This is a genomic window from Streptococcus sp. 3613, assembly GCF_013277375.1.
Lineage (GTDB): Bacteria > Bacillota > Bacilli > Lactobacillales > Streptococcaceae > Streptococcus > Streptococcus pseudopneumoniae.
The window spans coordinates 22,358-36,319 of sequence record NZ_VMMV01000088.1; the positions used below are offsets into that span (position 1 = coordinate 22,358).

The window sequence follows — 13,962 nt, forward strand, 5'->3', positions numbered from 1 at the left end:
TTTATACTCCTTTATCTTATTTTTTAGATTATCTGCCTATTTTTTTTATTTTTTGTTCAAATTTCTCTTTTATTTTTTCCTCTACTGGTTTTATGTGAGGAATTGCTTTGCTGCGTCCCCCATTTCTTAATACATGTCCATGTTCTAATAAATGAGTTAATCTATATGTTGGATCTGCATTATAGATTACAAAAGAACCTTTAGAATTTTTCTTAAAGCGCCAATTTTTCGCATATTTCCCATATCTTTTAGGACTTGTTTGTTTCAATTCATTCACTGCTTCATTTGTAACCTCTTCAGCAATTAAATCTATCTGTTCTTCAACTTCTTCAGAATAAGCTTCCAAAGTTTTAGCAATTTCATTTGCTAAATCACTCGTTAAACTCATTTTACCCTCCTTTATCTCTTTATTGCTCCTCGTTGTTTATAATTTTTTCTAAAGTTCTTAGCTCTTAGCTTTTCTTTTAGAACTCTACGAGCTTTTAAAATCATTTTTTCTAACTGTTGATTTTGTGTTTTCGTCAGCATATTTTTCTAGTATTTCATGGTTCCCACTTTCTAAACTGCTATCTTCATTTTTACATTTTGAAAATATTTTCTGTCTTTTTTCCGGATCAATAGAAAACTTACTAGCTACCACATACCCTAATGAAGTATCTACCGTCATCTTCTTCACCTCCTTTCTTCTCAAGCAAAAAAGGGCATACCACTAGCATCATATGCTTACGGTATGCCCCTGAGTTGTTCTCAATAGACTTATTTTTTAGTTTCTTTTTTGACTAGATGAGTAAATTTCCCATCTGAGTAGACTAAAGTTATCTCTCCAAATCTTGGAACTTTTTCTATCTCTATTATACCACATTTTTCGTAGACAATAAAGCCTTTTTCTGTTGAAAATTTCATTTCATCCATATCTATTAACCTTTCTCTCCTCTCACTGTATTAATCGTATATCGCTTATCTTTGATTGTGAAAGCCTTAAAAGTGTTCCCCTCTAAACCTTTCAAAATTCTACTTGAGTTTCTAGCATTATAAACAGTCCGCAGTTCACTACTATCTAGGTTCGTGTTGAAAATCGTAGTTTCTCGATTATTGATAATATCAAACAAGAAATCCTGTTCCCAATCGCTCTTAGGTGTTACCGTCCCATTTTTTGCCCCCAGGTCATCGATAATTAGAAAATCAACATCAACAAGCTTTTTAACCGCCTCATATTCTGTTAAGTTTGCATTTCTTCCATAAGTCCAGCCTTCTTTTATCTGCTTGATAATCTCGGTTAAGCTAACAAATAAAACACTCTTAGGATCGTTCTTCTCTCTGAAACTCTCATTGATTTCTTTGGCCAGGGCAAGCGATAAATGACTTTTTCCTATTCCTGTGCTACCGCTGATTAAAGTATTTCCCGTCATACCTGCAAGGTATTTCTGGGCTTGACCCTTTACAAACTCTAACATCTGACCTTCCTCTGTAGTCTTAACAAAGAAATTATCAAATGTCGCTCCCTTTAACTCTTTAGGAATTGTACTATCACGCATTAATACATCATAAGTTTTAAAATATGTTTGTCTATCATCAAACCGCTGTAATAGGTCTTTCTCTTTTTGTTTAATATCCCCCTTCACACACTCCGGGCAAAATGATTGTATTTTTCTTTCTGAACTCCCTACTACAGGTATAGAAATTTCCCAGTAATTTACCTGATGAATATCACAAACTTTATCCGATATTTTTCTGTTATTGAACTCTTTAAATTGTTCCTTCATCCTTGCAACTCCTAAAATGGTAGATCTGGGAAGTTATCTTCTGACTTCCCTTTTATGGTTTTAGGCTTTTGATTCAAATAACCGTCAAACTTAGATCCGAAAAGTGTTTCAGGTCTCAGATATTTAGAAAATTCAGGACTATCCTTCCATTCTGCCGTTTTAATATCTATTACCTGTTTAAAATCTTCAAGTGTATAGCCTTCTTTGAATCGTGCTAATAAAAGCCTTTTTGTCTTATCAACAAACTTATACCTCTTATTAGCTACTTGATTCAGATAAACAATAGGAATCCAAAGTTCTTTATATTTTGTTTTCTCTAAATCTTTTATAGCTGTTTCTTCAAGCCAAGTAGGAAAATTGTAGTCGGGATTTCCCGACAATATATTATCTAAATATAAATTATTACTCTTACTATTAACTCTATTCTCTTTCTCTATCTCTGTTGGACGTGAGTTGGAAATAGTCTTTTTATTTTGGACATTATCCAATTTTGGTAAATCTTGACTGTTTTTTCTTTGTTCTCGCTTGTATTTTGCCCAGTTTGTTTCACTCTCAACCATGGCTTTTGCTTGTGATAATGTAGCATGTCCATCATCGTCTATCTGAATCAGTCCGCATTTTGTAAAATATGCAACTGTCATATTTATATCATCCTCGGACACATCCAATTTTAAAGCTAGCTCCTGTATCAAATTATCAAAATACCCCTCATAGTACAAAATACAATCATCTTCTAAACTTTCCAACATAAGACGGATATAAATCACTGTCATAGTGTAGCCACCAGGCATATTTTTAAGTCGTTTAATAAAAAGATTATCAAAAAACTTCTTATCAACTTTTAACCAAAAATATATTTTAGTCTTTGCCATCATCTACCCCCAAAAACTTTAAAACATCTGAGATTTTATAATACGCTTTTCTAGTATCTTCAATAGGCGGTATATACTGCGGTAGTCCTGCACCTTCCCATTTCGTCAAGGTTTTATCTCCTATGCCCAGTTCTTCCTTTAATTCCACCTTGCTGATTAAATCTAATCTTTTTTGAGGTACTTTCTCATGACTTTTTAAATACCGTTCCACTGCTTCCAAAATCTTAGACTTTAAATCTTCAATCATTTTTTCAAACATCTTAGTACCCCCATGGCTTAACCCCTGCAAGCTGAATATAACGCCCATAATCGGGGGTTAAACTCTCGTTAGGTGTTTCTATCGTCTGTTGGTTTTCTCGCTCTATTTTGGCGCTTTTTTCGCGGTCTAGGTGGTTTAGATAGATTAGTAAACCAATAGCTACCACAATAAAGATAACCGCCTGTATGTTGGTTAAATCTAACTCATTCATGTTTTATCCCCTTTCTATAGTCATTAGCCTGTTGAGTATGTTCTGAAATGAGTTGGTTCATAGCTTGGATTACTGTATTTAGTAAAGCTGATGATTGTTTACTGTCTTCCATACTAGCCATTTCTAAGACTAGTAGAGTATCAGTTAACTGACAACAAAGCCCCTCATAATCTACTAGAACATCATTTGTATTTACTGTCATATTATTTCCTTTTCTTTTGCCTTTTCTTATACAGGTTTCCACCCACTCCAAACGCTGGGCGATTGCCCCAAGTTGGCGAACGCTTGTAGCGGTGTTTCGTGAGTAATTACCCATCTTTCAGCTAAACAAGGCCTTAGAATCACCCTGTCAGCGCTTGATTTCAAAACCTTTTCTAATTGCTTGCCTGCTCTTCGGTTTTTCGTTTGTATTTGATAAAATAGCTGTTTTCTGCTATAATCGGAGCATAGAAAAAATTTCTATATCCTTAATCTTGTCGCTTGCTCTCCTCGGTCAAAATTTGAGCAAGTGATTTTTTTATTTTCTTTTTGCATGATTACTACCTGACTTTGGTTTATAAAGCAAGTCTTTACTTTCGATAAGATCCAGAATCCAGCTGAATCCCTGCTCCACCGTTTCAAGAAATGCGCCCAGGTCTTCACTTTCTAAGTCCTCATAGTTCATACAAAGATATTCGGCTAGTTGTCTGTCTTTCTCAACTAGCTTTTTAAAATCCTTGGGATACTTGGGAATTTCTAAACCCTTGGCATTTGTAACTGTCTTAAATTCATTTTCCATTTTCTATATTCCTATGCTTTAAAAATTAATTCCTTAATTTCTGAATATCCCCTATTCAAGTTAATCATAGCTATTGCCATATCTTCCAAACGTTGGTAGTTTGTCAGTTCTGCACTTGTCAAACCATCAATGCCGTTCTTACTTTCTCGCTCCTTCATGAGTTGCGCTTTATTCTTCCCTGTCACTCCCTTTAGTAGTAAGTTTGTAAGGGTACTATAGGCATGCTTAGGTGCTTTCTCCCATGTTTGAATAGCTTCAGTTAAACTTTTACGCTTTGGCTTTTCCAGTTCTCTTTGAAGATAGCGTTTAGAAAGTTCATCACGCATTTCAAAAAAGGCTTTGACTAGGTTCATTTTGAATTGCCGTACAGGTTCGGTATTCTTTAGATAAGTGATCAGCAAGGTAGCCTGTTGCTCGTTCAAGCGATAGATTTTCATCGGTCTCCCTCGTCCGTCTAATTTACGCATTTCAAATGCGATAATTCCATAGTTTTCAAAATCAGCTTTATGCTTTCTCAAAAGTTCTTGTATTGTGTGATGAGTAACTTCAGCACATTCAGCGATGATTTCGCTCGTAGTATACGGCTCTTTCTTGCCGTCCATGTAAACCAGTTCCATTGGTTCACTCCTTTCTTCTTTTGTCAGTGCTTGCCACCTAAAACAGTACCAAGGTAAAGCATTAAAGTAGGGTAAAATCGGAGAATATGAACCCCTACAAACCCTTGATACTGCTATAGGTAGCAAGCAAATATTTAGCTAGATCCGTTTATCAATCTCCAATGGTAAAGCACCACATGAGAAATCTGTAAATGTAGAGTAGTATTGCGATTAGTTCGCTCCTTTCTAATCTTTCGTATCTAAAAATTCATCCAGCGTAACACCCAAGTAACTAGATACTTTTTTCAATGTATCAAGACTTGGATTCTTTGCACGTTCATAGTACAAAGCCGTCAAAGTGCTTTTTGAAATTCCTGTAGCTTCTGCAACATCAGCAGTTTTCTTACGTTGCTTTGCTAATAACAATCTCATGTTATTTTTCATTTTTTACCTCACTTTTTAGAAATTTCACCACATTAGATTGAAAAACATTTTTTATGGTGTACTTTTTGTTCAACCTATTGTTAACAAAAACATTATATTGAACTTTTTATTCAATGTCAATACTTTTTTTATAAAATGTTGAAATTATTTTGCAACATTGCAAATAAACGTGGTAAAATACTCTTGAAAGGTATTTGTTTGATATGGATAATAAGTTAAAAAAATTGAGGTTAAATAAAGAATTTAACGGTAAAGTAGGAATGACCCAGCAAGAAATAGCTGATGAAATAGGAGTTACAAAAAGAACTTACATTTATTGGGAAAAAGGTGAACGTCAAATTAAACCAGAAAAAGCCCAGCAACTTGCTGACTTCTTTGGGGTAAGTGTCGCAACTCTTTTAGGCCATGATAAAATATCTCCCGAAGAAATGACTACTAAATTACAAGATTTTTTTAAAAATCTTGATATGAATGAATTAAATAACATTAAACCTAATTATGATTTACTAAAAAAGGTTCAATCAGCATATGAGAACATTGAAAAACATATAAATAATCCTAAAAAATACGAGAATTTCGGCAAAGGCTTAGTGAATTTTAATCAAAGCTACATGCTGACTATAGAAAAGTTAATAATAAATGATGCTGAAATTGGTACAAATTTTGCAGATATTTTAATCAACTATATTTCTTTAAATGATTATGATAAAAAAATAGCTTTTGATTTAGTAAAAAAACTATCTGAAAGAAACGACGAAAAGGAGTAAATGGACTACACTACGTTGTCCTTCAGGTAACTTTGAAAGAAAAATTTTTCGGTACTGGATCAGGAAACTTGACAGAATTAGAAAACGTCATTAACACCCAAGTAGCAAAAGGCTACCGCCTGCATACCATCACAACCGCCAATGGTGGAAGCAAAGGACTAGGCGGTGGTGACCGTATTCAAGCCACAATGGTATTTGAAAAAATTCTATAAAGCTCCCCCATATTCGCCAATAGCACCCCTATTTCTAAGGTCTATTGTGCAAAAACAGGGGAAATTGAAGAATAGAAAGCCGATTTTACCCAACAAAACGAAGTAAAGAAAAATCAATTATTTTGAACAAAAGTGTTGACTAACATTTAAAATTATCATACAATGAAGGTACTTAAGAGAATAGCGCCCGATAATTCTCAGTGAAACGGGATAGCGAAAAAAGCGCCTTCTATGTATTTAGGAGGTGCCTTTTTTTGTCCAAACCATTCAAGACTATACAAGAACAAATAGAGTTATTACATAAACGGGGGCTTGTAATATCTGACTATTCCAAAACAAAAAAGTACCTACTAACAAATAACTACTACAGTATTATCAATGGTTACAGTAAATATTTTACTGATCCACACAACAATTATATACAAGGTGCTAATTTCTCGGAAATTACTTATACATATTTCTATGATAAGGAAATCAAATACACCTTCCTAAAAGCTATCTTAGAAGCTGAGAAACACATAAAATCTATATTAGCTTATGTTTTTTCCGAGACTTACCCTACTACTCCTTATTTTTACTTAGATTACCAAAACCACGACTACAAGAAAAACAAGAGGACTGTCCCTTTTGTGATTCGTCAAATCGTAAAAATCATTGATAAACATAAATCAAGCCGAAAAAGCAATAGCATACAACACTATTTCAATAAACATAGCGACGTCCCTTTCTGGGTAATCGTGGATTACTTGACTTTTGGAGATATACTCGCAATTTTAAAGAGTTTGCCACTTTCCCTACAAGATAGAATTGCAAAGAAGTCTTACAGTTTTATTAGTGAACACTGCACTATTAAGAAAACTTTTACTAGGGATATGCTGATTTCCTTTGTTGAAAACCTAGCAGAAACTAGAAATGTTTGCGCTCACGATAACCGCTTATATGGTTTCAAGTGTAGAAATAGCTTGAAATACTATCCTGATTTACACGACAAGCACAATATAAAGAATACAGACGCAAAAAGTAGTCCTTACCATACCATGATTGCGTTACAATGTTTCCTAAGCGCTAATGAGTATGCTAAACTACATAATACGCTCCTATCACGATTTAAAGACTTCTCTAAACATTTACATACACTCTCTATTGATTTCTTTTTAAACGAACTAGGCTTCCCTCCTAATTGGCAACAATCAAATAAACTCGTTCATTAAACAAGCCCATATAAGCCCCATATCCGCCTTGTTTTCTATTCTGGTACAACTTGCCGTCTGACTACTTAAAATCGAAAATAGGGGCATTCTCGTAGCTCCTCGCATGGTATAAACTCAAAACCTTTTCTAATTGCTTGCCTGCTGATGAAAAAGGAGTTAAAACCATGAAAATTACACAACACACAAAAAAAGACGGATCTACAGTTTATCGCTCCAGCGTCTATCTTGGCATCGATACCGTAACGGGTAAGAAAGTCAAGACAACTATATCAGGGCGAACCAAGAGAGAACTCAAAGCCAAAGCACTACAGGCTCAAATAGACTTTGAAAAAGGAGGGTCTACAGTATACAAGGCTGCCACTCTATTGACCTATGGAGAACTGGTTGAAAGCTGGTGGGACAGTTACCGTCACACCGTAAAGCCTAACACAATGGTAGTCTATAAAGGTATGCTGAAAAATTATCTTTTGCCAGCCTTTGGATCTTACAAGCTGGACAAACTCACACCCCCAATTATTCAGAAAGTTGTCAACGATTGGGCGCAAGCATATAACAGCGGTTACGGCTACAAAAATTATAGCTTACTACATTCAACCAATAAACGTATTTTACAGTATGGTGTAGTCCTTCAAGCCCTGCCCTCAAATCCTGCAAGGGATACCATCGTACCACGCAAAGCCAAAAATACACCAACAAAAATCAAGTATCTAAACGATACGGATTTAAAAAAATTCCTCGATTACCTGGACGGTTTGGACAATACCTATAAAAATTTTTACGATACCGTGCTATATAAAACTCTACTCGCCACTGGTTTACGGATTGGGGAATGTCTAGCCCTCAAATGGTCAGATATTGACTTACAAGACGGGACTATCTCAGTAACAAAGACTCTAAACCTTTTAGGAACGCTAAACAGCCCCAAAAGTAAAAGCGCCATCCGAACGCTTGACCTTGACAAAAAAACTCTACTCATGCTTAGACTTTACAAAGCAAGACAAGCAGAAAACGGGCGGACTATTGGTATCAGCTACCAAAAAGTATTCCCTAATAGTTTTGACGAATACAAAAAAACTAACCGCCTGCAATACCGCTTAAAAGAGCACTTGAAAAAAGCTGACTGCCCAAGCCTAGGTTTTCACGCATTCCGCCATACCCACGCTAGTATCTTGTTAAACGCTGGACTAGGTTATAAAGATATTCAAACTAGGTTAGGTCATTCAAAAATCTCCATGACCATGGATATATACAGCCACCTATCTGAAACGAACCAAAAAAAGACCGCTGCAGTGTTTGAAATGGCTCTTGAAAAGTTAAAAAGTTCCTAAAAAGTTCTTAAAACAAAATATAGAGTATTAAAAAAAGCTGTCATATTGGCATATATTCATTTTTCTGCTATAATCGTATAAAAAATACTTACTTTAGGAGTTCTTATGAAAGTTGTTAAATTTGGAGGTAGCTCTCTTGCCTCTGCTGGTCAATTAGAAAAAGTTTTAAACATCGTTAAAAGCGATCCAGAGCGTCGTTTTGTAGTTGTTTCTGCACCAGGAAAACGCAATGCTGAAGATACTAAGGTTACGGATGCCTTGATTAAATACTACCGCGATTATGTTGCTGGTAACGATATTAGCAAGAGCCAAAACTGGATTATCGACCGCTATGCTGCTATGGTTAGTGAACTAGGTCTTAAACCAGCTGTGCTAGAAAAAATTTCAAAAAGTATTCGTGCCTTGGCCACTCTTCCTATTGATGAAAATGAATTTCTCTACGATACTTTCCTAGCAGCCGGTGAAAATAACAATGCCAAATTGATTGCTGCCTACTTTAACCAAAATGGTATCGATGCACGCTATATGCACCCTAGAGAAGCTGGGATTGTGGTCACAAGTGAACCTGGTCACGCTCGCATCATTCCATCAAGTTATGACAAGATTGAAGAATTGACAAATGCAAATGAAGTTCTTGTCATTCCTGGTTTCTTTGGAGTTACCAAGGAAAATCAAATCTGTACTTTCTCACGTGGAGGTTCTGATATTACAGGTTCTATCATTGCTGCAGGTGTAAAAGCCGACCTCTATGAAAACTTTACGGACGTTGATGGTATCTTTGCAGCCCACCCTGGTATTATCCACCAACCACACTCGATCCCTGAGTTGACCTACCGTGAAATGCGTGAGTTGGCCTATGCAGGATTCTCAGTTCTTCATGACGAAGCTCTTCTTCCTGCCTACCGTGGAAAAATCCCTCTGGTTATCAAGAATACCAATAACCCTGACCACCCAGGTACTCGTATCGTTCTAAAACACAGTAGTGATGAATTTCCAGTTGTGGGAATTGCTGGTGACTCAGGCTTTGTCAGCATCAACATGTCGAAATACCTTATGAACCGTGAGGTTGGATTTGGACGCAAGGTTCTGCAAATCCTTGAAGATCTTAACATCGGTTGGGAACATATGCCAACCGGTATCGACGATCTTTCAATCATCCTCCGTTCTCGCGAACTAACTCCTATCAAGGAAGAAGAAATCCTGCGTCAGTTGGTTCAAAAGGCTAAAGTAGATCATGCAGAAATCGAACACGACCTTTCTATCATTATGATTGTTGGTGAAAAAATGAAGAGCCATATCGGAGTGACTGCTACTGCGACACGCGCTCTATCTGAAAACAAAATCAACATCCAGATGATGTCTCAAGGTTCTAGTGAAGTTTCTATTATGTTTGTTGTCAATAAAGACCAAGAGAAAGCAGCAATCAAAGCCCTCTACAATGCCTTTTTTGGAGAAAGTAAGGAAGACTAAGCATGGCTCAATCACTTAACAAAACAGTACTCCTCAGTACGACAGGCACTTCCTACCTCTCTATCGCTGGGAAAGTTGGGAAATTCCTTGTCGGAGATCAGGCTTTGGAATTTTACCCCGATGTCAATGTTGAACAATTTATCCAGATTCCTTGGAGCCATATCAACCAAATTGGAGCCAATGTCACTGGGCGGAAAATCAGTCGCCACTTCGAAGTCTTTACAGACAAAGGAAAATTCCTCTTTGCTTCAAAAGACTCAGGTGCCATTCTCAAAATTGCTCGTGAAAAACTGGGTAATGACAAGGTCATCAAACTTCCGACCCTGATTCAGACAATTGGTCAAAAATTTAAAAATCTATTTGCAAAAAAGTAGAAACTTTAGTATAATTATAGCAACGGATAAGTAGGTTATCTTCTTCTTTCAGAAAGTCTGCGGATGCTGCGAGCAGATAGGAGGGATAGGTGAAATTCTACCGTTAATAACAATTACATGCACAATCAAGTGCACACCTGTGAAGTTGGATGGAACCGTGGCCCTGCCACTCCAACGCTTTGTCAGGTGTGCTTTTTTCATAAAGGAGTTCTTATGTTAGATATCAAACGTATTCGTACAGACTTTGATGCTGTCGCAGAAAAATTGGCTACACGTGGTGTAGATGCTGCTGTCTTAAACGAGATGAAAGAAATCGATGCTAAACGTCGTGACATCTTGGTCAAGGTTGAAACTCTCAAGGCTGAACGCAACACAGTTTCTGCTGAGATTGCCCAAGCCAAACGCAACAAGGAAAATGCAGATGACAAGATTGCTGCCATGCAAACTCTATCTGCTGAGGTTAAAGCTTTGGATGCTGAATTGGCAGAAATCGATGCTAAATTGACAGAATTTACTACTACTCTTCCAAACATCCCTGCTGACAGCGTTCCTATTGGGGCTGACGAAGATGACAATGTGGAAGTTCGTCGTTGGGGCACTCCACGCGAGTTCGATTTCGAGCCAAAAGCTCACTGGGATCTTGGTGAAGACCTTGGTATCCTCGACTGGGAACGCGGTGGCAAGGTAACAGGCGCTCGCTTCCTCTTCTATAAAGGCCTCGGTGCTCGTTTGGAACGTGCTATCTACAACTTTATGTTGGACGAGCATGGCAAAGAAGGTTATACTGAAGTCATCACGCCTTACATGGTTAACCACGATTCTATGTTTGGGACTGGTCAATATCCAAAATTCAAGGAAGATACTTTTGAACTCAGCGACAGCAATTACGTCCTTATTCCTACAGCTGAAGTTCCTCTGACAAACTACTACCGTGATGAAATCCTTGACGGTAAAGACCTGCCAATCTATTTCACTGCTATGAGCCCATCATTCCGTTCTGAGGCTGGTTCAGCTGGTCGTGATACTCGTGGCTTGATTCGTTTGCACCAATTCCATAAGGTTGAAATGGTTAAATTTGCCAAACCAGAAGAATCTTACGAAGAATTGGAAAAAATGACAACCAACGCTGAAAACATTCTTCAAAAACTTAACCTTCCATACCGTGTCCTTGCGCTCTCTACTGGAGATATGGGCTTCTCATCTGCGAAGACTTACGACTTGGAAGTGTGGATTCCAGCCCAAAATACCTACCGTGAAATCTCAAGCTGTTCAAACACAGAAGATTTCCAAGCCCGTCGTGCCCAAATCCGTTACCGTGATGAAGCAGATGGCAAGGTGAAATTGCTCCATACCTTGAACGGTTCTGGACTTGCAGTTGGACGTACAGTGGCTGCTATTCTTGAAAACTACCAAAATGAAGATGGTTCCGTGACCATCCCAGAAGCACTTCGTCCATACATGGGTGGAGCTGAGGTCATCAAACCATAAAAAATAAGGTTTAGCTATTTCTAGCTAGACCTTTTTTCGTAACCAAATCAGATAAGCGCCTAATACAAAGAGCAAAATGATTAGGCAAATAACAGTTTCAGCCAGTACCAAATAATCCAAAAATGGAAGTTTCAAGATTCCCTGAGCCATCTTAAGCGAAGTAGCTGTGATAATAGTCGGGAAGGTGAGGGCTGAGAAGGCTGGTTGAAAACCTTGTTTTAAAATATTGGGTAGGCGAGTCAAAACAAAGAAAAAGAAGGATTGGGAAGCCAAAAGCATGAAAATCAAGACCCAAGTCGGTAGGCTAGCTCCTCCAACTCGAACCAGAGAAGCCAAAAGCAAAGAAAAGGGAGCACAGTAGATACCTTCTTGCCCAAGCAAGGCTAATGGGAGTGGATTTTTCTTTAAATCGCTATAAATAAGCGGATAGAGATAGAAGGTTAGAAGAAAACCAAAACTCAAGGTCGCATAGGCAATTTCGATGATACCTACAAGAGGATAGGTTAAAGCAGCCACTGCTATCCCCACATAAAGTACCGTCCAGCTAGGAGTCGCATGAATCCTCCGACCCGGATAAGCAAACTTGATGGTGAAACCAGCAATCAAGGCCAAATCCAAGAGAAATGAACACCACCAGAGTCCTTGCGCAACCAAAGGAAGATGAGGGAATACGCGAAAGACATAGGTCGATAAAATCATCCCAGCCATGGGAAAGGGGGCCATTCCTGATAAAAGAGGGGGCTTGGTCAACTCTTGCTTGGTTTCTTTCCAATTAAAAAGATGCAGAAGCAGAAAGTAAATCCACAAAATCAAACCTGTCAGACTCAATAGATGGGACAGAACCGGCAACGTATCTAAAACGAGATTTCCAGCTCCTGCCAAACCTAGCATACAACCTGAAAATACTAAGGGGAATTTTTTCATCCTAACCTCCAATAATCATGTTAGTTTCAGTATAGCATAAAAGCGCTTAAATGAGGGGATAAAAAACGAAGTCCGTTGATTTCAGACTTCATTTTTTACTCAGATATGAATTAAGCATAAGGTTGCAATTCTGGGTTAATTGGGGTATTGGCTAGGTTGTTGGCATAATTACAGAGGCTTGCTAGGCTGACACCAAGGACTACATCCAAGGCATTTTGTTGCGTGTAGCCAGCTTCTAAAAACTCAGCCAAGGCTTCATCTCCTACACGACCCTTGGTATTGATAACTGCCAAAGTAAACTTAGCTAGGGTATCCAATTTAGGATCTGTTTCAATTGGAGTACGATTGCGAAGAGCTTGAATCAAGTCATCATTCATCTGGATTTGTTTGATGGAAAAGGCTGTGTGACCTGCGACACAGAAGGCACAACCATTGGTCACGGCTGCCGTGATTTGCACCACTTCACGCTCAACGGGTGTCAGGCTGTTGCGACGGTTGATAGATGCGACAGTTCGGTAGGCTTCTAAAGCAGTCGGTGCATTGGCCAAGAGACCGATTAGGTTGGGAATATAGCCATTGTTGTCTTTTTCTACTGTTTCAAGAACTTCTTTCACTTCTACCTGTGCTGATTCTACTGTATGGATTGTAAATGTTGTCATAAGATACCTCTTTTCTTGTTATTGACACTAATATTATTGGAAAATCTTATAAAATCCTGATTCCTAAGTTTATTTAAGACAAAGGTTTATTCTCTCATAAGATTTTCGTTGTATATTATACTCTTCGAAAATCAAATTCAAACCGCGTCAGCGTCGCCTTACCGTACTCAAGTACAGCTTGCGGCTAGCTTCCTAGTTTGCTCTTTGAGTTTCATTGAGTATTAGTTTATCACACTTCCAATCATTTGCATAATATATATTATATATCAGCTTGATAAAAATCATTTATAGGCAAAAAAATCACACGCCATGTGTGATTTCATTATTATGGCTTCAAGCCAGTTTTTCTCGTAGAGAAAAACAAGAAAACCACCAGCTATGCTGGTGGCTGACAAGGCTTCTAGCTTCCATTTATTTTTCCAAGTATAATCTAATTGTTCAGGTTAGATAAAGGAGGAAAAATAAATGGCTAAAACCAGTTACAGTTTATCACATACTAAATGGATGTGCAAATATCATATAGTTTTTACACCTAAGTATCGCCGTAAGGCGATATATTACAAAGTCAGGTCGGATTTGATAGATATTATTAAACATCTATGCGGT

General features: G+C 37.7%; 21 protein-coding genes. 8 read left to right on the plus strand and 13 right to left on the minus strand.

Annotation, left to right across the window (positions count from 1 at the left end):
* Positions 1-28: 28 nt before the first annotated feature.
* The 11 genes from HT708_RS10055 to HT708_RS10105 form a co-directional block, all read right to left on the minus strand.
* Positions 29-388 carry an HK97 gp10 family phage protein gene (locus HT708_RS10055; RefSeq protein ID WP_172926336.1) on the minus strand — a complete coding sequence of 120 codons (360 nt, stop codon included), beginning with the start codon at positions 386-388 and terminating at the stop codon, positions 29-31.
* 84 nt (positions 389-472) lie between these two features.
* Positions 473-667 (minus strand): hypothetical protein, encoded by a 195-nt coding sequence (locus HT708_RS10060; protein WP_045605734.1) that lies wholly within the window; start codon positions 665-667, stop codon positions 473-475.
* A gap of 89 nt (positions 668-756) precedes the next feature.
* Positions 757-912, minus strand: a complete 156-nt coding sequence (locus HT708_RS10065) for a hypothetical protein (RefSeq protein ID WP_000344069.1) — start codon at positions 910-912, stop codon at positions 757-759.
* A gap of 5 nt (positions 913-917) precedes the next feature.
* On the minus strand, positions 918-1,763 hold the full coding sequence (locus HT708_RS10070) for an ATP-binding protein (protein ID WP_172926337.1): 846 nt from the start codon (positions 1,761-1,763) through the stop codon (positions 918-920).
* A gap of 11 nt (positions 1,764-1,774) precedes the next feature.
* The gene (locus HT708_RS10075) at positions 1,775-2,635 is read right to left on the minus strand and encodes a conserved phage C-terminal domain-containing protein (RefSeq protein WP_172926338.1); all 861 of its coding nucleotides are present in this window, start codon (positions 2,633-2,635) and stop codon (positions 1,775-1,777) included.
* On the minus strand, positions 2,622-2,894 hold the full coding sequence (locus HT708_RS10080; RefSeq protein WP_061419259.1) for a hypothetical protein: 273 nt from the start codon (positions 2,892-2,894) through the stop codon (positions 2,622-2,624). Before HT708_RS10080 ends, HT708_RS10075 begins: the two co-directional genes overlap by 14 nt.
* 1 nt (position 2,895) lies before the next feature.
* Entirely contained in the window at positions 2,896-3,105 is a 210-nt protein-coding gene (locus HT708_RS10085) for a hypothetical protein (RefSeq protein WP_172926340.1), read from the minus strand.
* The gene (locus HT708_RS12025; protein ID WP_226373079.1) at positions 3,098-3,421 is read right to left on the minus strand and encodes a hypothetical protein; all 324 of its coding nucleotides are present in this window, start codon (positions 3,419-3,421) and stop codon (positions 3,098-3,100) included. The genes HT708_RS10085 and HT708_RS12025 overlap by 8 nt, the downstream gene beginning before the upstream one ends.
* Before the next feature lie 201 nt (positions 3,422-3,622).
* Entirely contained in the window at positions 3,623-3,883 is a 261-nt protein-coding gene (locus HT708_RS10095) for a hypothetical protein (protein WP_050218641.1), read from the minus strand.
* A gap of 11 nt (positions 3,884-3,894) precedes the next feature.
* On the minus strand, positions 3,895-4,500 hold the full coding sequence (locus HT708_RS10100) for a Rha family transcriptional regulator (protein ID WP_172926341.1): 606 nt from the start codon (positions 4,498-4,500) through the stop codon (positions 3,895-3,897).
* Positions 4,501-4,725: 225 nt separating this feature from the next.
* The gene (locus HT708_RS10105; RefSeq protein WP_064276818.1) at positions 4,726-4,923 is read right to left on the minus strand and encodes a helix-turn-helix transcriptional regulator; all 198 of its coding nucleotides are present in this window, start codon (positions 4,921-4,923) and stop codon (positions 4,726-4,728) included.
* Positions 4,924-5,126: 203 nt separating this feature from the next.
* Here HT708_RS10105 and HT708_RS10110 point away from each other — a divergent pair, with 203 nt between their 5' ends.
* From HT708_RS10110 to serS, 7 genes are all read left to right on the plus strand, one after another.
* A complete protein-coding gene (locus tag HT708_RS10110; protein ID WP_172926342.1) occupies positions 5,127-5,690 on the plus strand; it encodes a helix-turn-helix transcriptional regulator in 564 nt (187 codons plus the stop codon).
* A gap of 32 nt (positions 5,691-5,722) precedes the next feature.
* Positions 5,723-5,902, plus strand: a complete 180-nt coding sequence (locus HT708_RS10115; RefSeq protein ID WP_172926343.1) for a DUF4177 domain-containing protein — start codon at positions 5,723-5,725, stop codon at positions 5,900-5,902.
* A 254-nt stretch (positions 5,903-6,156) separates the two neighbouring features.
* Positions 6,157-7,113 (plus strand): Abi family protein, encoded by a 957-nt coding sequence (locus tag HT708_RS10120; RefSeq protein WP_172926344.1) that lies wholly within the window; start codon positions 6,157-6,159, stop codon positions 7,111-7,113.
* Between the two features lie 164 nt (positions 7,114-7,277).
* Positions 7,278-8,441, plus strand: coding sequence for a site-specific integrase (locus tag HT708_RS10125; protein ID WP_172926345.1), 1,164 nt, complete (start codon positions 7,278-7,280; stop codon positions 8,439-8,441).
* A gap of 105 nt (positions 8,442-8,546) precedes the next feature.
* Positions 8,547-9,911: an aspartate kinase gene (locus HT708_RS10130; RefSeq protein WP_023938539.1), complete on the plus strand. Its 1,365-nt coding sequence runs from the start codon at positions 8,547-8,549 to the stop codon at positions 9,909-9,911.
* A gap of 2 nt (positions 9,912-9,913) precedes the next feature.
* A complete protein-coding gene (locus HT708_RS10135) occupies positions 9,914-10,285 on the plus strand; it encodes a DUF956 family protein (RefSeq protein ID WP_000079356.1) in 372 nt (123 codons plus the stop codon).
* Positions 10,286-10,498: 213 nt separating this feature from the next.
* Complete coding sequence (serS, locus tag HT708_RS10140) at positions 10,499-11,773, plus strand: serine--tRNA ligase (RefSeq protein ID WP_172926346.1); 1,275 nt, start codon at positions 10,499-10,501, stop codon at positions 11,771-11,773.
* A gap of 24 nt (positions 11,774-11,797) precedes the next feature.
* Here serS and HT708_RS10145 read toward each other — a convergent pair whose 3' ends face one another.
* Both HT708_RS10145 and HT708_RS10150 read right to left on the minus strand, forming a co-directional pair.
* Positions 11,798-12,697, minus strand: a complete 900-nt coding sequence (locus HT708_RS10145; protein ID WP_172926347.1) for a TDT family transporter — start codon at positions 12,695-12,697, stop codon at positions 11,798-11,800.
* Between the two features lie 110 nt (positions 12,698-12,807).
* On the minus strand, positions 12,808-13,356 hold the full coding sequence (locus HT708_RS10150) for a carboxymuconolactone decarboxylase family protein (RefSeq protein WP_172926348.1): 549 nt from the start codon (positions 13,354-13,356) through the stop codon (positions 12,808-12,810).
* Positions 13,357-13,821: 465 nt separating this feature from the next.
* Between HT708_RS10150 and HT708_RS10155 the strand changes: the two genes are divergently transcribed.
* The coding region (locus HT708_RS10155) for a transposase (RefSeq protein ID WP_172926349.1) at positions 13,822-13,962 on the plus strand (141 nt) is incomplete at its 3' end.